Below are 21,527 nucleotides of genomic sequence, written 5' to 3'. Positions count from 1 at the left end.
TGTCCTCCTCATTCTTCGTGAACGTCAAATTTTTCGTCAATTTTCCCCATCAATTTGGCATAGACGAAGATCTGAATGACGAAAATATACATCGAACCCTGCTGGGCAAACCAGAACCCCAGCGGATAACCACCCAAGCGGATATTGTTGAGTTCCGGCGCAAACAGGATGCCGGCCCCATACGAGACCACAAACCAAACTGCCAGCACTTGCGCGATAAGCGTCAGCACTGCCTTCCAATAAGCTTTTCCAGATTTATCCATAGTGTTTAACCTCCTCTCAAAAAACAGTGAGTTTCCGTGAAACCCTAACGTGAAATACGTGGTTCGTCGCAATCGCCGAACCGCTTAACTTTCAATCGTACGCAGGCTTCTCTCCTTTCTGACATTAAACAGGTTATCGTTTTTAAATCTGCGGCCCGTCATAGGTCGAGACATCCAAGAAAACATTTCGAAGATTAATTTGACCCGCTGCCCCGAACCGAACCTTCGCGCGCGGCGCACAAAACTAATTTATCACTCACCATGACAGCCCACCCCCCTGACTGCCGGAATCTTTCAAATACCGTTTTACGAAATTTAACCGCAAAAAACAAAACAGTCAATAAAAAAATATAACCACGTTTTATGTCTTTCCGAAAAGGGTGCAATTTATATACGCAAGCTACTAATTTATCGACAAAATCCTTTATTTTCAGAAACTTGAAAAAAATTGTAAACAAACATTTTTTTAGCAGAGAATTCATACCACAAAAAAACGACTGTGCAAAAGATGAAACATCGAAACAAACAACCATCCACAATACGCCTAAAACAAAAGTCTGGATCCATACTAACCGATCAGGAGACAAATTCAAGCCCCCGGATAACATTAATGGTATTTTTTTATCAGCGTAGCAGCGCTCGTGCCGTTGTCATCCCTATCAACACAATCCACCCACATCAATTAAGCTGTTGCGTCATGTCACGTCCAAGGTAATGACCAAGATACCCCAGCTTGGAAGAGATGGTTTCGCCGGACCGCCGCAACGCCGGGAGCAGAACGCTTTCGACCTGCGCGGTATCCGCCCTGAATTCGGGCCATACCAACGCCAGGGAACCGACGACAACACCTTTTTCCGAAAACAATGGAACGGCGGCGCATGCTACACTTTCATCGATCCCGGTCGCCCCCACACAAAAACCTGCCGCGCGAATATTTTTCAGGCTATCTGCAACAGATCGGGACGCGGACAAATGGGCAGACGGAAGCGCTTCATACGCCAGAAATATCTGCCCGACAGGAGATGACTCAAGTTGAACACGATGCCCCACCAACGAAAACACCTTGACCTGTTGTGAGGTTTCCACGACATCAAAAAACAGCGCTTCCCGGCCGCGACGCACCACCAGGTACGCAGCCTCGTTGCATTCACGGACCAATTGTTCCATAACCGGATGCGCCTGACGGAGCAGTGTCATGCGTGACAACAGCCGCTGCCCGACCTCAAAAGCCGCTAGGCTCAAACGATACTTGCCGCTCCCGGCACAGTGCTCAACGTAGCCGCGCCCTTCGAATGTTGCAAGCAAGCGAAAGACGCTGGCCTTGTTCATCCCCAGACGCTCACTCAGTCGCGTAAGACTGACATCCTCTTCTTCAGCGCACAGCGCCTCCAGGACATCAAGCGCATTTTCAACCGACTGAATACTGTATGATTTTTTTCCCCTGACCGGCATAATGAAGTTCTCCACGTCGTCGGCACCACCAACCCGCAACAACATCCAGCACAACGAAATTAATACGATGTTTTATTTTTGTCAAGTCGATTTTACTGCCATGGCTGTTGCTCTCATGCAACGCTTCCGGACGATAGCAGTGTGATTAAGTAACTATATGATATAATGCTAATTTTTCCACTATATACACCCATAATCGTCATTTTATTAATTTCAATCATTTTAAAAATAATGTTTTACAATCCATTACATAAAAAAGAGTCGACAAAACATAGGGCGACATAGAAAAGCAGCTGGCAGCGGGGCGGGAGGGGCGTCGCCGGTAGTTTTTGGAGTCAGCTGACAAAACCGGGAAGTTTGCCTCAGCAAATGATTTGACTTGGATGGGGCATTACGGTAAAAACGCTCTTTCGTAAACTTAAATGGAGACGCCGCCAGTCGTTTCAATTCAACCTGGCAGCTCCGCAACCAGTTTTTATTGATCCTGCATGAGCCGGGTGGTAAAGAGAGACAGAACCAACGTGTTTTTGATCTCAGAGAAAGAAACTACATGGGAAAAAAACTACTGATTATCGGTGCTGGCGGCGTAAGCCAGGTGACCACCTGGAAATGCGCCATGCTGCCAGAAGTTTTTACAGAGATCACCCTGGCCAGTCGCACCAAATCAAAGTGTGATCAGATTGCCGCGCTGTTACCGCGCCCGATCAATACTGCGCAGGTCGACGCCGACAACCTTGCCGAGACGGTCGCGCTGATCAACCAGGTCAAGCCCGACCTGGTGATCAATCTGGCGCTCCCCTACCAGGATCTGAATCTGATGGAGGCCTGCCTTGCAACGGGGGTTGATTACCTCGACACGGCGAATTACGAACCGCCCGAAACAGCAAAATTCGAATACAGCTGGCAGTGGAATTATCAGGAACGTTTTTGCGACAAGGGGATTATGGCGCTGCTCGGCAGCGGCTTCGACCCGGGCGTCACCAGTGTCATGACCATGTATGCACTCAAGCACTATTTTGATGAAATTCATCATCTCGATATCATCGATTGCAACGCCGGCAATCACGGTATGCCGTTCGCCACCAACTTCAACCCGGAAATCAACATCCGTGAAGTAACGGCCAAAGGGCGTTACTGGGAAAAGGGGGAATGGGTGGAAACCGCTCCGCTGTCGGTCAAACAGGCCTACACAATGCCGGAGAACCTCGGCTCACTCGACATCTATCTGATGTACCACGAGGAGCTCGAATCTCTCGCCCGGTTTGTTCCCGGTTTAAAACGCGCGCGTTTCTGGATGAGCTTTTCCGATAATTATCTCAAACACCTCGAAGTGTTGCAGAACGTCGGCATGACCGGGATTGAACCGGTCGCGTTTCAGGGACAGCAGATTGTGCCCTTGCAATTTCTCAAGGCACTTCTTCCCGATCCCGCCTCCCTCGGGCCGAAAACTACGGGGCACACCTGTATCGGGGTTGAGGTTGAAGGGGTTAAAGACGGCAAGTTCCGCAAATATTTTATCTACAACATTTGCGATCATCAGAGCTGTTATGCCAAAGTTAAATCACAGGCAATTTCTTATACCGCGGGGGTTCCGGCAATGATCGGTGCCAAGCAGATGGTGACCGGAAAGTGGCAGGGACAGGGAGTCTTCAACGTTGAACAATTGGATCCTGATCCATTCATGGAAGATCTCAACCGCCATGGCTTGCCGTGGACAGAGGTCTTCGTCGCAGGCTTTTGAGATATACCCTGTGTCACCCCCTGGGGCATCGGTGAGTAACGATGGATAAGATCTGCGCCGCAAAAACTGACCTGAGTAAAATACAGACTCCGGCTTTCGTCGTTTACGAGGAAGCGTTAGAGCATAATCTGGCGATTCTGCAACAGGTGATGGATGGCTGCGGTGCGCGGATCCTGCTGGCGCTGAAGGGCTTCGCCATGCATCACTGCTTTCCGCTGCTGAGCAAAACACTCCACGGCACCTGCGCCAGTGGCCTGCATGAAGCCATGCTCGGTCGCGAACTCTTTCCAGGCGAAGTTCACGTTTTCGCCAGCGCTTTCAGCGCCGCCGATATGCGCGCCGTGGCCCCTTACGCCAACCATCTGGTGTTCAACTCAATCTCCCAGTGGCAAAGGCTCGGTCCGGTGGCCAGACAGCTTAACCCGGAGATCGACTGCGGCTTGCGCTGTAACCCGGAACATCGCGAAACTGAAGTTGATATCTACAACCCCTGCGCCCCCGGTTCCCGTTTGGGGATCATTGCCGACGAATTCGATCCCTTGGCCCTTGAAGGGATCAGCGGCCTGCACTTTCACACCCTGTGCCAGGATGATGCTGACGCTCTGGAGCGGACCCTGGCCGCGTTTGAAGAGAAATTCGGGGCCTGTCTGGCACCATTGCGCTGGGTCAACTTCGGTGGCGGTCATCATATCACCCGACCGGGATACGACGTCGCAAGGTTGATTCGCGTTATCCGCGCATTTCGTCAGCGTCACCCCCATTTAACCGTCTATCTCGAACCGGGGGAAGCGGTTGCCCTGAACGCCGGGATTCTGGTTGCCAGTGTCCTCGACCTCACCCGCAATCACGCCACCGAAAACGCCATCCTCGATACATCGGCTTCCTGTCACATGCCCGATGTCCTGGAGATGCCTTATCGTCCCGAAATCATCGGTGCGGGCAAGCCGGGCGAGAAAGCCCATACCTACCGCCTGGGCGGGTTATCGTGTCTCGCTGGCGATATCATCGGTGATTATTCCTTCGACCACCCTCTCGCCATCGATGACCGTCTGGTTTTTCTCGATATGGCAATCTATTCGATGGTCAAAACCAACACCTTTAACGGCGTTAAACTGCCAGCAATCTATTACGGCAGAAAAGACGGTTCTCTGGAATTAGTGAAAAGCTTCGGTTACGAGGATTTCAAAGGCCGGTTGTCCTGAATTTGCAGCATCGTTCACTTGCGTCGCCAGGCATGGAATTTCTCCACCCAGGCCAACAATTTTTCCGGGACATGTGCCTTCTTCCATTCCCCGGCCGCCATCTTGTTGGCCTCGGCCAGGGTCGGATAGGGGTGGATGGTGCCGAGAATTTTATTCAGGCCGAGACCATGCTTCATCGCCAGAATATATTCGGCGAGCAGGTCGCCAGCGTGAGTGCCAACGATGGTGACACCAAGGATTTTATCCTTGCCGGGCGGGGTAATGATCTTGAGCCAGCCATGGTCTTCACTTTCGGCAATGGCGCGATCCAGTTCGGCCAGTTCGAACACGGTGACCTCGTGAGCGATATTCTGCTGCCTGGCCTCCGTTTCATTCAGGCCGACCCGGGCGACCTCCGGATCAGTGAAGGTGACCCAGGGGATGACCCGATAGTCAACCGGGAACTTTTTGAAATCGCCGAACAGGGCATTGACGCTGGCGTACCAGGCCTGATGCCCGGCGGTATGGGTGAACTGGTACGGCCCGGCGACATCTCCGGCGCAGAAGATGTTGGGGATGTTGGTGCGCAGAAAGCCGTCGGTCTCGACTGTGCCACGGTCACTTAATCGCACCCCCAGTTCTTCCAGACCAAAGTCTTTGACGTTCGGTCGTCGACCAACCGCGACCAGAATCCGGTCAAATGGGACACGTACCTGCTCACCCTGGTGTGCGCAGACGAGGATGTGTTCCCCGTCTTCGGTAAGGACCTGTTTGGCCGCATGGCCGGTCAGCACATTCACCCCTTCGGTCTCGAAACGCTGACGGACAAATGTGGCAACATCCGGATCTTCCCGCCCCATGATCTGCTCACCCATTTCAACCTGCGTCACCTGTGCGCCGAAGCGGGCGAACGCCTGAGTCATCTCGCAACCGATCGGCCCACCGCCCAGCACCACCAGACGCTGCGGCAACTCCCGCAGTTGCCAGAGGTTGTCAGAGGTCAGATAATCGACCTGCTCAAGTCCGGGGATCGGCGGCACAAATGGCGAGGCACCTGTGGCAACAATGATGCTGCGCGTCGTCAGGGTACGGCCATCCACCTCGACCGTGTAGGGCGAGGTGATACGCGCATCACCTTGTATGCAGGCAACCCCCAGTCCGGTATAACGCTCCACCGAATCGTGCGGCTCGACCTTGCCCACCACCCGCTGCACCCGCTCCATCACTTCGCCGAACTCGAATTCGGTTTCAGTCTTGCGGAAACCGAACTCGGTGGCGCGGCGACCGTAGGCGAGCATCTTTGCAGAGCGAATCAGCGCCTTGCTCGGGACGCAACCGGTATTGAGGCAGTCGCCCCCCATCTTGTGCTTCTCGATGAGCGCAACTTTGGCCTTGACCGCCGCAGCGATGTAACTCGAAACCAGCCCGGCGGAACCGGCGCCGAAGACGATAACGTTATATGCAAATTTTTTCGGCTGAGGAAAATTCTTGAGCGTCTGACGTTTCTTCATGATCTCGACCCCCTTGCGGGCAATGAGCGGAAAAACACCAAGCAGGACAAAGGAAAACAGCAGGCCGGGAGAAAGAATCCCGCCCAGGCTGTTGATCTGACCGAGCTGGGTGCCGGCGTTGACATACACGGCGGTCCCCGCGAGCATACCGACCTGACTGACCCAGTAAAAGGTCAACGTGCGCATCGGGGTCAGCCCCATCACCAGGTTGATGATGAAAAACGGAAAGATCGGCACCAGCCGCAGGGTGAACAGGTAGAACGCCCCCTCTTTTTCAACCCCCCGGTTGATCGCCGCCAGCCGATCGTGGAAGCGATTTTGCACCCAGTCGCGCAACAGAAAGCGGCTGACCAGAAAGGCCAGGGTTGCGCCGATGCTGCTGGCGAAGGAGACCACCACCAGCGCAGGCAAGAAACTGAACAGTGCGCCACCGGCCAGGGTCATGACCGCCGCCCCTGGCAGCGACAAGGCGGTTACCAGGACATAAAGAACAAAATAAAGCCCCAAAGTCAGCAGTCGATGAGCCGCATAGAAGTCCTGGAACTCCGCCTGACGGGTCTTCAGTTCGGCGAGAGTCAGGTAGCGCTGCAGATCGAAAACAAAGAACGTCACGACCAGTACGGCAATGGCCATGATAACCAGGGTTTTTTTCCAGCGATTCGACATGATGAACCCCTTTATTCGTTTTCCGAACAGCTGGCACCACAGGCGAAACAGGAATAACAGCGGTGATGACCGAGCATGACCCGCCTGTCCATGGCGGCCTTCAGCGTTGGTCCCAGATCGTACCCCTGGACGTCATCCACCAGGGTACAGGCATATACGCCACACTGCCCGTTTTTACGCACAATCATCTTGCTGAAATGACACATGAAGGCGGCACGCTGCTCGGCGCTCAAATAATGGCTCATACAGGTTTCGGTGATCTCCGGGACCTGATGGGAAGAGCCGGACAGATGAAATTCCGGAAACTTGATGATGGTGATATCGTCGGGAACACCGACACTGCGGAAAAAGGGAACATAGCTGCGATCCACGACGGCGCTGTCCTCGTCCGGAAGCATCAGACGGGCGATAGAGACACCAAAACCGGCCCGATGGAGCCGTCCCAGCGTGTCGAGCGCTTTGTTGAAATTCCCCGTGCCGCGTGCCGCGTCGTGTCTGGCCGGGTCGGGATGATCCAGGCTGACCCGGAACTTGAGCGGATTCGGCTTATTGGCCAGCCCAACCACCTTGGCCATGCGGTTCATCAGCGGCTCGGTGGCGTTGGTCAACACCAGGCAGGGACGATGCTCCAAAGCGGTCTCTAAAATGGTAACAAACTGCGGGTTGACAAACGGCTCACCGCCGGTGAAGGAAAACTTTTTGACCCCGAGTTCCAGCGCTTCGTCGATAAAGCACCGGGCATCTGCCAGGGTCAGAAACTCGATGCGGTTGTCCCCCGGCCTTGCGCCTTCAAAACAGAACGGGCAGCGCAGGTTGCAGTTGGTTCCGGTGTGAAACCAAAGCTCGTCAAGCAGCCGGGGCTGAATATAACCACGTGGCTCATTTTGGCTGGTGGTGAACCAGGTGTCGTCAGTGCTGTTCATCTTCATAAAAGCTCTCCGGTAGTTTCCTGATCTTCTTTGTGTGCGTGTCAAGATTTGAGTTCGAGCAGAACCCGCAATGAGTCAAGTGCCCGCTTGAGCGGGGCTCCCTCTTTTTTCAGCCGGGATTGCATGATCCCGCCTTCAATCGTTTCCACCACGAGTTCGGCCAGCTGGTCGGCGGGCAGATCCTGACGGAGCTCGCCGCTCGCCTGGGCGGCTCGAATCGTTTCTTCCAGTTTGCCGATCCATTCGGCAAAAACCTCGCTGACCAGTGCCGCAAAAGGTGGCGCATTGTCGCAGGTTTCGAGCGCCGTGTTGCCGAACAGGCAACCGCCGACAAATCCTTTGCTGCGATTTCGCTCCAGGGCATGACGGAAAAAATTATCCAGCCTCGCTCCGGGGGTGTCCCCGTGCAGGGCGTCGTCCAGAAATAGCCGGAAGGCAGCTTGCGCCTGCCGCAAAACTTCGAGACCGACCTCTTCCTTGCTGGCAAAGTGAAAATAGAGATTTCCTTTGGTTATGCCGGTTGCATCCAGCAGATCGTTAATAGTCGTGGTCAAGAATCCTTTGCGCTGAAAAACTTGCGCGGCTTCATCAAGAATTTTTGTCCGCGTGATTTCACCCTTGGTTGCCATAATTCGACCTCCGAAAAAACAGACCATCCTGTTTTTTTATTAATACCAGCTGACTCCAGGATGTCAAGAAACTTTACGCAGCACCTCACCGTAGCGCCATGCCGGAACGTCGCTGACAACGATGAGACAACACAACGAACAAAGCTCGCGAAAAAAAGTTTAAAGCACATAAAAAAGTGGTTATTGTATACTGTATACAAAATAAATCATCTGCCATCATGTCTGTTAATAATGCAAATAAATCGCCACAAAATACTGGATTTAAATAGTTTTTAATCGTTTCGAAACTGCGTCGACCTGATCGCGACAGCACTAATTTAGAATTAAATGAGTTGAAATATAGCACTATTTGTCGATTGTTCGTATATTTCAACATCGATTGTCCCTTGACAGTACAGTTGTTCAGATATTATAGTCCACGGCGTATACAACTTTCATAAACCATTGCAATTAAAAGATTATTTAGCGTTAGTAAAAATTTCAATTATGCTGATTTTGTTTAAAACTTTGATAGAATCAAAAATCTGTTTCAGCAACCACTTTTGGAGAACCATTCAATGACAGTAAAGAAATTCAAGAAAGTCATGGCAGCTAACCGCGGCGAAATTGCGATCCGGATTTTTCGCGCCTGCACCGAACTGGGAATGAACACGGTAGCGATCTATTCGGAGGGAGACAAGCTGTCACTGCATCGTTACAAAGCTGACGAGGCCTACCAGATCGGCAAAGGCAAGGGGCCGGTCGACGTCTATCTGAGTATCGACGAAATCATCGACCTGGCACGCCGCAAAGATGTCGACGCGATTCACCCTGGCTACGGTTTTTTATCGGAAAATGCCGATTTTGCCGAAGCATGTGAGCGTGCGGGGATTGCATTCATTGGCCCCACCCCCGAGATTCAGCGTCTTCTCGGTGACAAGGTTTCCGGGCGCAAGGTTGCAACCGAGGCCGGAGTCCCGGTGGTACCGGGCACGAAAGATCCGGTCACCAGCGAAGAGGAGGCCCTGATCTTCGCCAAATCGTGTGGCTATCCGATCATTGTCAAGGCTTCGGCCGGAGGCGGTGGCCGTGGTATGCGGGTGGCCCAGAATCAGAAGGAACTGCTCGAAGGACTTAAGTCAGCCGCCTCGGAGGCACAGGCGGCGTTCGGCAATGCCACCATTTTTCTCGAAAAATATATCGAAAAGCCGAAACATGTCGAGGTTCAGATCCTCGGCGACAAGCACGGCAACCTGGTCCATTTTTACGAACGCGACTGTTCGATCCAGCGCCGCCATCAAAAAGTCATTGAAATCGCTCCGTCACTCTACCTGACTAAAAAGAAACGTGAGCAGCTGTGCGCCTATGCGCTGAAAATCGCCGGAGCGGTCAACTATGTCAATGCCGGTACAATTGAATTTCTGATGGACAAGAACGGCGATTTTTACTTTATCGAAGTCAATCCCCGCATCCAGGTTGAGCATACCGTAACCGAACTGGTGACGATGCGCAACCTGGTGCAGGCCCAGATTCGCATTGCCCAGGGGCACAAGCTCTCTGACCCGGAGATCGGCATCAAAAGTCAGAAGGACATTGAACTGCGGGGCTTTGCGATCCAGGCACGCATTACGACCGAAGATCCGAACAATAATTTCGCCCCGGATTTTGGAATTATCAAAGCCTATCGCACCGCCGCCGGGTTCGGGGTACGTCTTGACGCCGCCGCCGGTTACGCCGGAGCAATCATCACCCCGCACTACGACTCCTTGCTGGTCAAGATCTCAACCTGGGGATTAACTTTTCGCGATGCCTCGCGCACCATGGATCGCGCGCTGCAGGAATTCCGTATTCGCGGAGTCAAGACCAATATCGGCTTTCTGGAGCGCGTCATCACGCATCCGCTCTTTCTCGCCGGGGAATGTGACACGTCATTCCTTGATGAACACCCGGAAGTGTTTAAATTGCCGGTCAAGCAAGATCGCGCCAACAAGCTGCTCAGTTTCATCGGCAACATTTCGGTCAACGGCTACCCCGGCATCAAACAGGGGAACGCACTGCGCTTCAAAGATTTGCGCGAACCGGAAGTACCGGAGATTCCATACAACCAACAACACCCGCGCGGCACCCGCGACATCCTGCTCGCCAAAGGTCCGCAGGGACTGGCAGAGTGGGCACTTGCCAACAAACAGCTCCTGGTTACCGACACCACCTGGCGTGATGCCCACCAGTCGCTGATGGCAACCCGCATCCGAACCTATGACCTTGAGCGGATTGCTGAAGCGACCGCCCATCTCGGTGGTGGACTGTTCTCACTTGAAATGTGGGGGGGAGCAACCTACGACGTCTCGATGCGCTTTTTGCGCGAAGACCCCTGGAAACGGCTGGAACGGTTGCGCAAGAAAGTACCGAACATTCTCTTTCAGATGTTGCTGCGCGGCTCCAACGCGGTGGGATACACCAATTATGCGGACAACGTGGTCCAGGAGTTCGTCATCAAGGCGGAGAACAGCGGCATCGACATCTTCCGGATTTTTGATTCGCTGAACTGGGTCAAGGGGATGCAGGTGGCCATGGACGCCGTGCGTGAACAAACCAACGCCGTGTGCGAAGCATCAATCTGCTATACCGGCGACATCCTCGATCCAAAACGTGACAAATACCCCCTCTCCTATTATGTGTCGATGGCGAAAGAGCTGGAGAATATGGGCGCACATATTCTGGCGATCAAGGATATGGCCGGGTTGCTCAAACCGTTCGCCGCTGAAAAGCTGGTCAAGGCACTCAAACAGGAGATCGGGATTCCGATTCACCTCCACACCCACGACACCTCAAGCAACGGTGGTGCGATGCTGATGATGGCCGCCCAGGCGGGATGCGATATCGTCGACGCGGCCCTCTCCTCGATCTCCGGCCTGACTGCGCAACCGAATCTCAACGCGATGCTGGCAACGTTTGAAGGCACCATCTGGGATCCAAAACTCGATCAAAAAAACATGCAACTCCTCGCCAACTACTGGGAGACGGTTCGCACCTATTACGCACCCTTCGAATCCGAGCTGCGCAGCGGCACGGCACAGGTGTACCATCACGAGATTCCCGGTGGGCAATATTCAAACTACAAGCCGCAGGTCGAAGGACTCGGGCTCGGTCACCGCTGGGAAGAATGCAAGGAGATGTATCGTAAAGTGAACGATATGTTTGGCGATCTGGTCAAGGTAACCCCCTCTTCAAAAATCGTCGGCGATATGGCGATGTTCATGGTGCAGAACAATTTGGAGCCCAAAGACGTGTTCGAGCGTGGTGCCGACCTGGCCTTTCCGCAAGGGGTGGTCGATTTCTTCAAAGGGATGATTGGTCAGCCCTACGGCGGGTTCCCTCCAGAGTTGCAGAAGATTATTCTCAAAGGGGAAGAACCACTCACCTGCCGTCCCGGCGAACTGTTGGAACCGGTGGACTTTGCGGCCAAAAAGCAGGAACTGGAAAGCCGGATTGGTCACCCGGCCAACGCTGGAGATGTTCTGTCAGCGGTTCTCTATCCGGGGGTCTTTGAGGAATTTGATCGGCATCGTCAGGAATTCAGCGACACATCGGTCCTCCCGACCCCCGTCTTTTTCTACGGGCTGGAACCTGGGGACGAGGTTTCCATCGACATCCAGCCGGGCAAAACCCTGATTATCAAGCTCAACGCCATCGGGCGAATTCAGGACGACGCCACACGCAACATTTACTTTGAACTCAACGGTGAACCACGCCAGATCGTGGTCAAGGATCTGTCTGTCGAATCGAGCGAAGTAACGCATGACAAAGCCGATTCGGGGGATGACAAGCAGATCGGCGCGCCAATGCCGGGCAAAATTTTCAAACTGCTGGTGACTGTCGGAGAAACGGTCACAGCGGGAGAAACCGTGCTGACGACCGAAGCAATGAAGATGGAGACCAATGTCAAAGCCAAAACTGATGGCGTCGTTGCGGAGGTCCGCTTTAAAGAAGGAGATCAGATCGATCAGGGTGATTTACTGATTGTCCTTGAGTAAAGCACTATGCACTGAAAGTGCATCGGTTTCTTAGTGACTGAAAGTCCCCTAGTTTAGTTTGGAATTCATGTCGTTGAGAGTGTCAAACTTCGGCAGCCAATGGGATCAAATCTTTGTCGATACGTTGATGACCGTGGCCGTGATCGACCGGCTTATTCATCATGCCAGCATTATTGAAATCGAAGGAGAGAGCTATCGGAAGAAGTAACACCTAAGAAAATAACGAAAATCAACCGGCCCTCTTAATTGTCGTCAAACCGGACAAGATAGTTTACGCGAGACACCATAATCAAGCGATTGCATCTGCATCGTCGGGGCATAGGGAAACAGGACCTCATGACACGGTTTGGTGAGGATGGGCAGGTATCCCCTGCCTCTTACTCTATCCTATGGAGAATGCGACAAGATCAGCGACGAGTGGCTGGAAGTCGTCAAAATTGACTACCGCTCGGTGACGGTAAAAGACGAATATGTTGACACATTCGTTCACCTGTCGGTCGGCGGCGGGGTGGGGTTTTGAACCTTAAATGTTTTCGTGAATGATGGGCAAACAAGGCCAGATGTAATGTCCGGCCCTTACAGTGTGTCCACTATTGGAAGCCAACCTCAGAAATTTTTCAGCATATAATAAAAGGCAAGGTCACACGGACCCTGCCTTTTTTATGCGTTATAAAGTGAATCTCAAGCGTCTTTTTGCTCGTCTTTTTGCTCGTCTTCCGTAACATCATCGGTCGCAGGCTCAACAGTCTCCGCAGCAACCTCTTCGACGCTGGAAATTTCCTCAACTGCCTCTGCACCAGGCTCAGCAACACCCGATTCGGCAACAACGGGCTTGGCTTTTTTCGGTTTCGGGGTGAAGTTCTCTTCCACAAGCTCAATAATCGATGTTGAAGCATTATCTCCAGAACGCGAACCGAGCTTGACAATCCGGGTATAACCGCCAGGACGATCTGCATAACGCGGGGCTATCCGTTCAAAAAGTTTGGCGACAATGGTCTTGTCGAAAACAACTTCCAGAGCTTGACGACGGGCATGCAGATCACCGCGTTTGCCAAGGGTAATGAGCTTGTCTGCCAACTTCCGCAGTTCTTTGGCACGCGCATCAGTGGTGGTAATTTTCTCGTGCTCAAACAGGGATGTTACCATGTTGCGCAGCATCGACTTGCGGTGGCTGGAGTTACGACCGAGCCGTCTGCCTGTATTATTGTGACGCATCGTTTAACGATTCCTTTCCTAAATATCACCGGGCTGAAAATCACTCTTCTTCTTCAGCCTTCTGCATCATCTTCATATAATCCGGATCGGGGAAATTGTCGACCTGCATCCCGAGAGTGAGCCCCATTTCAGCCATAGTATCCTTAATTTCATTCAAGGATTTGCGACCAAAATTCTGCGTTTTAAGCATCTCGGCTTCAGTTTTCTGAACCAGTTCACCGATCAAATGAATATCTGCATTTTTCAGGCAGTTCGCACTGCGCACCGACAGCTCAAGTTCCTCAACACTCCGATAGAGGTTTTCATTGATCTTGCGCGATTCATCTTCACGCTCGTCTGGCGCAGGCTCGATATTCTCATCAAAGTTGATAAAAATTTGCAGCTGCTCTTTCAAAATTTTTGCTGCGTAAGCAACAGCATCATCAGGACGGATACTGGCATCGGTCCAAACTTCGAGGGTCAACTTGTCATAATCGGTAATCTGACCGACCCGAGCATTGGTTACCGCAAAATTGACTTTTTTGATCGGAGAAAAAATCGAATCAATCGGAATCGTCCCGACCGGAAATTTTTCGTCCCGATTACGGTCAGCAGGCACGTAACCTTTGCCCAACGCTACGGTCATATCCATCTCGACATCTGCTTCTTTACCGCAAGTGGCAATATGGTGATCGGGGTTGAGAATCTCTACGTTGTTGTCAGTGACAATATCACCGGCAACAATCGGACCTGCCCCTTTTTTTACGATACGGATATTACGCATATCGTGACCATGGAGGCGCAGCAGAACCCCTTTCAGATTCAGAATAATATCGGTCATATCCTCGGTCACACCGGGAATCGTCGAGAATTCGTGCAATACACCTTTGACGCGCACCGACGTAATTGCTGCTCCCTGCAAGGATGACAAGAGTACCCGCCGCAGCGAGTTGCCAAGGGTCGTCCCGAAGCCACGCTCAAACGGCTCAGCCTCAAACTTGCCATAAGCTCCGGTCAGCGTATCGGAATCAATCTGGAGGCGCTTTGGTCTGATCAGGTCTCTCCAGTTTTTATACATCCATATCCTCCATCTAAATGCTGTTCTTTCAGCAGTAATTACTTGGAGTACAATTCGACAATCAATTGCTCCTGGAATACCGGGGTGGTCATCTCGTCACGAACCGGCAAGGTTTTCATCTTGCCGGAAAAGTTCGCCCGATCGATTTCGACCCAGGACGGAATTCCACGCCGCATAACACCGTCAAGAGACTCATTGATCCGCGCAACGGTACGGCTCTTTTCACGAAGTTCCAAAACGTCAGCGGGGCGCACCTGATACGAAGGGATATTCACTCTTCGCCCATTGACTTTGAAGTGTCCCTGCCGGACAAGACTGCGAGCTTCATTGCGAGAGCTGGCAAAACCAAGACGATAAACGATACAATCAAGGCGACGTTCAAGAAGTACCAGCAAGTTCTCGCCGGTCACACCCTTCATCCGGTCAGCTTCGGTAAAATAAGCTCGGAATTGTTTTTCAAGCAGACCATAGGTACGTTTGACACGTTGTTTTTCACGCAATTGCGTACCGTAATCAGAAACCTTGACCCGCCCCTGACCGTGCTGCCCCGGAGCATAATTACGTCGCTCAACGGCACACTTGTCGGTGTGGCAACGGTCACCTTTCAAAAACAACTTCATATTTTCCCTTCTGCACTGACGGCAGACGGGTCCGGTATATCTAGCCAACGTTTGTCCTCCTTGTGTTATACTCTTCTGCGTTTCGGCGGACGGCACCCGTTATGTGGAATCGGGGTAACATCCTTGATTAAAGTAATCGCCAGACCCGCCGTCTGCAGCGCACGCAATGCTGATTCACGACCGGAACCCGGTCCCTTTACGAAAACCTCAACCGTCCGCAAACCGTGTTCCATTGCTTTTTTGGCGGCTTCTTCAGCTGCCATCTGAGCCGCAAAAGGAGTACTCTTGCGAGACCCCTTGAAACCCATCCCGCCGGCAGTCGCCCAAGAAATCGCATTACCGCTGACATCAGCAATCGTAACGATGGTGTTATTGAAAGTTGCCTGGATGTGCGCCACTCCTTTGGCAATATTCTTCTTCTCTTTTTTTTGTTTTGTTGCTTTTTTGCCAGGCTTAGCCATGGTTCCTCCAGATTATTTCTTCTTACCGGCGACAGTCTTGCGCGGACCTTTACGGGTCCGAGCATTGGTCTTGGTTTTTTGACCACGAACGGGGAGTCCCCGACGATGACGAAGACCACGATAGCAACCCAGATCCATCAGCCGCTTGATGTTCATGGTAACATCCCGCCGCAAGTCACCTTCGACCTTGAACCCACCGTCGATAACTTCACGAATTTTTGCGACTTCGGCCTCATTCAGATCGTCGGAACGCGTATCATACTCAACGCCCGCCGCCGTCAGAATCTTCTGCGCCGACGAACGACCAATGCCGAAAATATAAGTGAGTGCCACTTCGATGCGCTTATTGCGCGGTAAATCTATCCCAGCTATGCGTGCCAATGTATGCTCCTCCTACGTCTTTACCCCTGACGTTGCTTATGTTTGGGGTTCTCGCAGATGATCCTGACTACGCCTTTGCGCTTGATCACCTTACATTTGTCGCAGATCTTCTTTACTGAACTTCTAACTTTCATTTTTCAGTTCCTCAGCGGGGTTATCTTGCGCCGTCACAAAACAGTCAGAATTTCCGGACCATCCTCTGTAACAGCGACCGTATGTTCAAAATGTGCCGATGGTCGGCTGTCTTGCGTGACCGCCGTCCAGCCATCACTCAGTATCCTGATTTCGGGGCATCCGGCATTAATCATCGGTTCAATCGCCAATGTCATGCCAGCTTTCAGACGTGGCCCCTGCCCAGGCAAGCCAAAATTCGGGACTTGCGGAGCTTCATGCAGGCGTTTGCCAATACCATGACCGACGAATTCCCGAACGACACTGTACCCTTCATATTCAACCGTACTTTGCACCGCGTGAGAAATATCTGATATTCTGTTTCCCACGACCGCTTTTTCGATCGCCGCACGTAAAGAGCACTCGGTGACATCCATCAGGTGCTGCTTTTCCGCTGACACCTTGCCGACCGGTATGGTCAGCGCAGCATCACCATAATAGCCGTTATAGATGACGCCGAAATCTATACTGATAAAATCACCATCGTCCAGAGGGGAAGAATTCGGAAACCCATGAACAACCTTTTCGTTCGGTGATGCGCAGATGCAATAGGGAAACCCGCCATAGCCTTTAAAGGCCGGACGGGCCCTGTATTTTTTACACTCCGCCTCCGCCAGACTGTCGAGTTCCAGCGAAGTGATCCCAGGGGCGACACACTCTTTCAATAGAGCAAGTATTTCAGCGACAATTTTCCCCGCGCTTCGCATTTTTTTAATCTCGGCGCGAGATTTAAGCGTAATCACCACTTAAGCCTGAAGCAGGTGCTGAATTTCCTGTTCAACATCAGCGATCGAACGTAAACCATCCAGCGAACTGAGAATCCCGGCCCTCTCATAAAAAGAGATCAACGGCGCGGTTTGTTGCAGGTAGACATCAAGTCGCTTACGAATCGTCTCTTCATTGTCGTCATCGCGCTGAAAAAGTTCCCCCCCGCAGAGATTGCAGACACCATCTTTTTGCGGCGGGTCAAAGCTTATATGATACCCTGCACCACACTCGCGACAGGTTCTGCGACCGGTCAGGCGCTCAACAAGTGCCTTCGGATCAACCTCAAGCGAAATCACCTTATCCAGATCACGCCCCATGCGGGACAATGTTGCTGCAAGAGCTTCAGCCTGAGGAACCGTCCGCGGGAAACCATCAAGAATAAACCCCGCTGTACAGTCCGGATCGAGCAAACGGTCACTGACAATGCCAACCACGACCTCGTCAGGAACCAGCGCGCCGGAATCCATAAACTCCTTCGCCTTGATCCCCATTGCGGTTTTGTTCTTGACCGCAGCACGCAAAATATCACCCGTCGATATTTGCGGAATATTATAACGATCAGTCAATATTTTTGCTTGTGTGCCTTTACCGGCCCCCGGAGGACCGAGAAGAATCAATTTCATGACTAGCTATCCTATCGTCCAGCGCGACTTTTCAGCGTCACACCTTTCATGAACCCTTCATACGACCGCGAAATCAGATGCGCTTCGATTTGTGATGCGGTATCCATCCCAACCCCGACAACAATCAACAACGACGTTCCACCAAAGTAAAACGGCAAGTTGAACTGCCCATAAAGGATCGTCGGAAGCACACAGACCGCCGAAACGTAGATGGCCCCGACAAACGTCAGTCGGCTCAGCACGGTGTCAAGATACTCGGCAGTCGCCTTGCCTGGACGAATCCCCGGCACATAACCACCCTGCCGCTTGATGTTGTCAGCAACATCAACGGGGTTGAACGTTACAGCCGTGTAGAAATAACAGAAGAAGACGATAAAGGCAACGAAAAAGACATTGTAAAGCCAATTCCCCGGATTCATCATATTGGCGATAGTTTGAACCCAGGGCACATCAACAACCTGGGCCACGGTCACCGGAAACATAATGATCGAGCTGGCAAAGATTGGTGGAATAACACCGCTCATATTGATCTTAAGAGGAAGATGGCTCGTCTGCCCTGTAGCCCCGGCACCGGCAACGCGTTTCGCATAATGAATCGGTACCCGGCGTTGAGCGCGCTCCATAAATATAATCGCCCAAATGACACCGAACATCACACCAAAAATGACAATCAGCACAAAAATTGACAACGCACCGGTCTTGACAAGACGTATCGTATTCACTATTGCCGACGGAATATTCGCCACGATGCCGGCGAAAATGATCAGCGAGATACCATTCCCAATGCCCCGCTCGGTAATCTGCTCCCCCAGCCACATAATAAATGCGGTCCCGGCAGTCAACGTAACGATAGTCAATAAAATAAATCCGACACCTTGGTCAGGAACCACGAATTCTCCCGCTGGCCCGCGCATCGTCTGCAGACCGATGGCGATCCCGGCACCCTGAATCACAGAGAGAACGATCGTACCATAGCGTGTCCACTTGGTGATCGTACGCCGCCCCTGCTCACCTTCTTTCGCCAGTTTCTCAACCGGTTCAAAAACAACCGTGAGCAATTGCAAAATAATCGAGGCACTGATGTAAGGCATGATCCCCAGAGCAAAAACGGTCATGCGCTCAAGCGCACCACCAGTAAATGCACTGACCAAACCGAGAAGTGTCCCTTCAGTCCCCGCAAAAAACTTGGCGAGAACCGATCCGTCAACTCCTGGCGTCGGAACATGACATCCAACCCGATAAACAGCCAGCATGACCAAGGTAAAAATAACCCGGCGCCGTAATTCGGGGATGCTGAAAATATTCTGAAGACTCCGAATCAATTTACAGGACCTCTATCGTTCCGCCTGCAGCTTCAATTTTGGTCACCGCAGCCTTACTGAATTTATGGGCTTTGATCGTGAGTGCCTTGGTCAACTCTCCGTCAGCAAGAATCTTGACACCGTCATTAATTTGACCGAACAACCCAGCCTGGCTCATCGCTTCCAGATCGACCACGCTTCCGGCTGTAAATTCATTCAGATCGCGCAAATTAACGAGCGCGTAAACCTTGCGGCTAAGCGGACAAAAACCCCGTTTCGGCAAACGGCGCTGAAGCGGCATCTGACCCCCTTCAAACCCGGGTTTGACTCCTCCGCCAGAACGCGCATTCTGCCCCTTGTGACCTTTGCCGGAAGTTTTGCCCATTCCTGAGCCCGCTCCACGACCAATACGTTTTCTGTTTTTTGTCGAACCGATTGCCGGTTGCAGATTACTTAAATCCATCGCTATTTCCTAGTCCTCTACCGCTACCATGTGCTCAACTTTGCGAATCATACCCCGGATTTCAGGAGTATCCGGCAAAGTCACCGTTTTCTGCAGTTTCGTCAATTGCAGTCCTTTGAGCACCTTGGCAAAATATTCTTTGCGCCCGATCGGACTACGCTTCAGCGTTACTTTAATTTTACCAACCATGACCATCTCCCTGGCGTCGAGATTATTCCGCCGCCGCTGCGGACAGGCCGCGTCGTTGCATGATTTCTTCTGGACTTTTCAGTCGGCTCAAAGCATTCAGGGTTGCCTTGACAACATTATGCGGATTGTTCGACCCCAGGCACTTCGAAAGAATATCTGCGACTCCGGCTGCCTCAAGAACAGCGCGTGCCGCCCCTCCTGCGATCACACCGGTACCAGCCGAGGCGGGTTTCAACAACACCTTTCCCGCACCGTACTTGCCGATCACATCAAAAGGAATCGATTTGCCTTGCAACGGAACTCTAATCATGTTGCGTTTTGCAGCTTCAACTCCTTTACGGATGGCTTCAGGCACCTCGCGGGCCTTGCCGAGTCCATATCCCACACAACCCTGGCCGTCACCGACAACAACAAGCGCGGAAAAGCTGAAACGCCGACCACCCTTCACAACTTTTGCGCAACGATTAATATGAACTACGCGGTCGGTCAGGTCCAATTCGTTCGGATCGATACGATGCAAGAGATCCTCCTTTAAAACGTCAAACCGGCTTCACGTGCAGCCTCAGCCAGTGCTTTAACACGGCCGTGGTACAGAAACCCGTTACGGTCAAATACAACTTTCCTGATATCCCTGGCGAGCGCCAACTCGGCAATCGCCTTGCCAACCGCTTTCGCCGCAGCAACATTTCCGGTAGATTTTAAATCGCCGTAAACCGCAGCAGAAGTAGTGGAGACTGACGCCAGCGTGCTACCGGTCGAATCTTCGATAATCTGAGCGTAAATATGTTTGGCACTGCGAAACACACAAAGCCGGGGTCTCTCGGTGGTGCCTGTCACCTTCTGCCGAACCCGCACTTGGCGCTTCATTCTGCCCAAACGTCTTGTTTTTGCAACGTTCACAGTTGTTCTCCTTAAACTTAAACTGTAGACTTATTTTTTACCAGTCTTGCCGGCCTTACGAACAATCCGCTCATCAGCGTACTTAATCCCTTTGCCTTTATACGGCTCAGGCTCACGAAAAGAACGTATCTTCGCGGCTGTCGCCCCGACCAATTCCTTATCAGTCCCGCGAATCGTGATTTTTGTTTGTTTCTCAACTTCAGCTTCAATCCCGGCAGGCAAGGGATACTCTATCGGATGAGAATAGCCCAAAGCCAGGTTTAACACGGTTCCTTTAAGATCGGCCCGGTAACCCACACCGCTGATTTCAAGCACCTTGCTGAAGCCGGTCACGACACCGTCAACCATATTCGCCAACAGAGTACGAGCCAAACCAAGCATCGCCGTATTTGTTTGCGTGGCATCAGCCAGAGACACGGTAATCAAATCTGCACCGACATCAACTTTGACGCCCGGTGGCACAACCTTGCTCAGTTTACCTTTTGTACCCTGAACGCTCAACGTACCACCATCAAGCGCAACCCTCACGCCTGAAGGTATAATAATGGGTTTTTTCCCGATTCTTGACATGCTAGGAACTCCTTAAACGGTTGTTACCAGACGGTAAACAACACCTCACCACCAACCTGAGCCTCACGAGCTGCCACATCGTGCATGACCCCCTTCGAGGTCGACAGAATCGAACAACCCAGGCCGTTTTTCACTTGCGGAATTTCACTGCACCCGACAAACGAGCGACGACCGGGCTTTGAAACGCGCTGGATCTCGTGAATAATGTGCTGATTGTTATCGTCATACTTTAAATAAATACGCAACACGCCCTGTTTATCGTCACTTGTGGTCTTGAAGTTCTTGATGTACCCCTGCTCCTTAAGAACAGTTGCAATCGCAACCTTCAAATTAGAAGATGGCATATCAATTTTCTGATGCTTCGCCACTCCGGCGTTCCTGATGCGTGTCAACAAATCCGCAATCGGGTCTGTCATTCCCATC

25 protein-coding genes are annotated in these 21,527 nt (G+C 52.0%); 5 read left to right on the top strand and 20 right to left on the bottom strand.

All coding sequences use genetic code 11. The annotated features are described in order from the left end of the window. Positions 1–8: 8 nt before the first annotated feature. Entirely contained in the window at positions 9–263 is a 255-nt protein-coding gene (locus K0A93_06415; GenBank protein ID MBW6511736.1) for a DUF4212 domain-containing protein, read from the bottom strand. A 678-nt stretch (positions 264–941) separates the two neighbouring features. After that, positions 942–1,760, bottom strand: a complete 819-nt coding sequence (locus K0A93_06410; protein MBW6511735.1) for an IclR family transcriptional regulator — start codon at positions 1,758–1,760, stop codon at positions 942–944. 505 nt (positions 1,761–2,265) lie between these two features. Here K0A93_06410 and K0A93_06405 point away from each other — a divergent pair. Beyond that, positions 2,266–3,456, top strand: coding sequence for a saccharopine dehydrogenase family protein (locus tag K0A93_06405; protein MBW6511734.1), 1,191 nt, complete (start codon positions 2,266–2,268; stop codon positions 3,454–3,456). 41 nt (positions 3,457–3,497) lie between these two features. Next, positions 3,498–4,658, top strand: a complete 1,161-nt coding sequence (nspC, locus tag K0A93_06400; GenBank protein ID MBW6511733.1) for a carboxynorspermidine decarboxylase — start codon at positions 3,498–3,500, stop codon at positions 4,656–4,658. A 14-nt stretch (positions 4,659–4,672) separates the two neighbouring features. On the opposite strand, the gene K0A93_06395 is transcribed toward nspC, so the two are convergent. From K0A93_06395 to K0A93_06385, 3 genes are read right to left on the bottom strand one after another with little or no spacing between them, the layout of a single operon-like run. After that, complete coding sequence (locus K0A93_06395) at positions 4,673–6,814, bottom strand: FAD-dependent oxidoreductase (GenBank protein MBW6511732.1); 2,142 nt, start codon at positions 6,812–6,814, stop codon at positions 4,673–4,675. A gap of 11 nt (positions 6,815–6,825) precedes the next feature. Beyond that, complete coding sequence (locus K0A93_06390) at positions 6,826–7,737, bottom strand: radical SAM protein (protein MBW6511731.1); 912 nt, start codon at positions 7,735–7,737, stop codon at positions 6,826–6,828. A gap of 47 nt (positions 7,738–7,784) precedes the next feature. Then, entirely contained in the window at positions 7,785–8,372 is a 588-nt protein-coding gene (locus tag K0A93_06385; protein MBW6511730.1) for a TetR family transcriptional regulator C-terminal domain-containing protein, read from the bottom strand. A 557-nt stretch (positions 8,373–8,929) separates the two neighbouring features. Between K0A93_06385 and K0A93_06380 the strand changes: the two genes are divergently transcribed. The 3 genes from K0A93_06380 (at position 8,930) to K0A93_06370 (ending at position 12,905) form a co-directional block, all read left to right on the top strand. Beyond that, entirely contained in the window at positions 8,930–12,385 is a 3,456-nt protein-coding gene (locus tag K0A93_06380) for a pyruvate carboxylase (GenBank protein MBW6511729.1), read from the top strand. A 67-nt stretch (positions 12,386–12,452) separates the two neighbouring features. Further along, the gene (locus K0A93_06375) at positions 12,453–12,593 is read left to right on the top strand and encodes an ATP-binding protein (GenBank protein ID MBW6511728.1); all 141 of its coding nucleotides are present in this window, start codon (positions 12,453–12,455) and stop codon (positions 12,591–12,593) included. A 147-nt stretch (positions 12,594–12,740) separates the two neighbouring features. Further along, positions 12,741–12,905, top strand: coding sequence for a hypothetical protein (locus K0A93_06370; protein MBW6511727.1), 165 nt, complete (start codon positions 12,741–12,743; stop codon positions 12,903–12,905). A 161-nt stretch (positions 12,906–13,066) separates the two neighbouring features. Here the strand turns inward: K0A93_06370 and rplQ are convergent, their stop codons facing one another. The 15 genes from rplQ to rpsH are packed head-to-tail and all read right to left on the bottom strand — an operon-like array spanning position 13,067 to position 21,526. Beyond that, the gene (gene rplQ, locus K0A93_06365) at positions 13,067–13,600 is read right to left on the bottom strand and encodes a 50S ribosomal protein L17 (GenBank protein ID MBW6511726.1); all 534 of its coding nucleotides are present in this window, start codon (positions 13,598–13,600) and stop codon (positions 13,067–13,069) included. Positions 13,601–13,640: 40 nt separating this feature from the next. Further along, positions 13,641–14,657, bottom strand: coding sequence for a DNA-directed RNA polymerase subunit alpha (locus tag K0A93_06360; GenBank protein MBW6511725.1), 1,017 nt, complete (start codon positions 14,655–14,657; stop codon positions 13,641–13,643). Positions 14,658–14,695: 38 nt separating this feature from the next. After that, the gene (gene rpsD, locus K0A93_06355) at positions 14,696–15,325 is read right to left on the bottom strand and encodes a 30S ribosomal protein S4 (GenBank protein MBW6511724.1); all 630 of its coding nucleotides are present in this window, start codon (positions 15,323–15,325) and stop codon (positions 14,696–14,698) included. 17 nt (positions 15,326–15,342) lie between these two features. Beyond that, positions 15,343–15,738, bottom strand: a complete 396-nt coding sequence (gene rpsK, locus K0A93_06350; protein ID MBW6511723.1) for a 30S ribosomal protein S11 — start codon at positions 15,736–15,738, stop codon at positions 15,343–15,345. A gap of 12 nt (positions 15,739–15,750) precedes the next feature. Continuing rightward, entirely contained in the window at positions 15,751–16,119 is a 369-nt protein-coding gene (rpsM, locus tag K0A93_06345) for a 30S ribosomal protein S13 (protein ID MBW6511722.1), read from the bottom strand. Between the two features lie 20 nt (positions 16,120–16,139). Further along, positions 16,140–16,253 (bottom strand): 50S ribosomal protein L36, encoded by a 114-nt coding sequence (gene rpmJ, locus K0A93_06340; GenBank protein ID MBW6511721.1) that lies wholly within the window; start codon positions 16,251–16,253, stop codon positions 16,140–16,142. Positions 16,254–16,286: 33 nt separating this feature from the next. Continuing rightward, positions 16,287–17,033, bottom strand: a complete 747-nt coding sequence (gene map / locus K0A93_06335; GenBank protein MBW6511720.1) for a type I methionyl aminopeptidase — start codon at positions 17,031–17,033, stop codon at positions 16,287–16,289. Positions 17,034–17,036: 3 nt separating this feature from the next. Further along, positions 17,037–17,681: an adenylate kinase gene (locus K0A93_06330; protein MBW6511719.1), complete on the bottom strand. Its 645-nt coding sequence runs from the start codon at positions 17,679–17,681 to the stop codon at positions 17,037–17,039. An 11-nt stretch (positions 17,682–17,692) separates the two neighbouring features. After that, complete coding sequence (secY, locus tag K0A93_06325; protein ID MBW6511718.1) at positions 17,693–19,003, bottom strand: preprotein translocase subunit SecY; 1,311 nt, start codon at positions 19,001–19,003, stop codon at positions 17,693–17,695. A 1-nt stretch (position 19,004) separates the two neighbouring features. After that, a complete protein-coding gene (gene rplO / locus K0A93_06320; protein ID MBW6511717.1) occupies positions 19,005–19,445 on the bottom strand; it encodes a 50S ribosomal protein L15 in 441 nt (146 codons plus the stop codon). A gap of 9 nt (positions 19,446–19,454) precedes the next feature. Beyond that, positions 19,455–19,634: a 50S ribosomal protein L30 gene (rpmD, locus tag K0A93_06315; protein MBW6511716.1), complete on the bottom strand. Its 180-nt coding sequence runs from the start codon at positions 19,632–19,634 to the stop codon at positions 19,455–19,457. 22 nt (positions 19,635–19,656) lie between these two features. Further along, positions 19,657–20,154, bottom strand: a complete 498-nt coding sequence (gene rpsE / locus K0A93_06310; protein ID MBW6511715.1) for a 30S ribosomal protein S5 — start codon at positions 20,152–20,154, stop codon at positions 19,657–19,659. Positions 20,155–20,165: 11 nt separating this feature from the next. Further along, positions 20,166–20,534 carry a 50S ribosomal protein L18 gene (rplR, locus tag K0A93_06305; protein MBW6511714.1) on the bottom strand — a complete coding sequence of 123 codons (369 nt, stop codon included), beginning with the start codon at positions 20,532–20,534 and terminating at the stop codon, positions 20,166–20,168. Positions 20,535–20,564: 30 nt separating this feature from the next. After that, positions 20,565–21,104 carry a 50S ribosomal protein L6 gene (gene rplF / locus K0A93_06300; GenBank protein MBW6511713.1) on the bottom strand — a complete coding sequence of 180 codons (540 nt, stop codon included), beginning with the start codon at positions 21,102–21,104 and terminating at the stop codon, positions 20,565–20,567. A gap of 23 nt (positions 21,105–21,127) precedes the next feature. Further along, positions 21,128–21,526, bottom strand: coding sequence for a 30S ribosomal protein S8 (gene rpsH, locus K0A93_06295; protein MBW6511712.1), 399 nt, complete (start codon positions 21,524–21,526; stop codon positions 21,128–21,130). Position 21,527 lies beyond the last annotated feature (1 nt).

This window comes from Desulfuromonadaceae bacterium, assembly GCA_019429445.1.
GTDB lineage: Bacteria > Desulfobacterota > Desulfuromonadia > Desulfuromonadales > JAHYIW01 > JAHYIW01.
The sequence above is the reverse complement of the archived record's forward strand: the minus strand, read 5'-3'. Positions and strand labels throughout refer to the sequence as shown.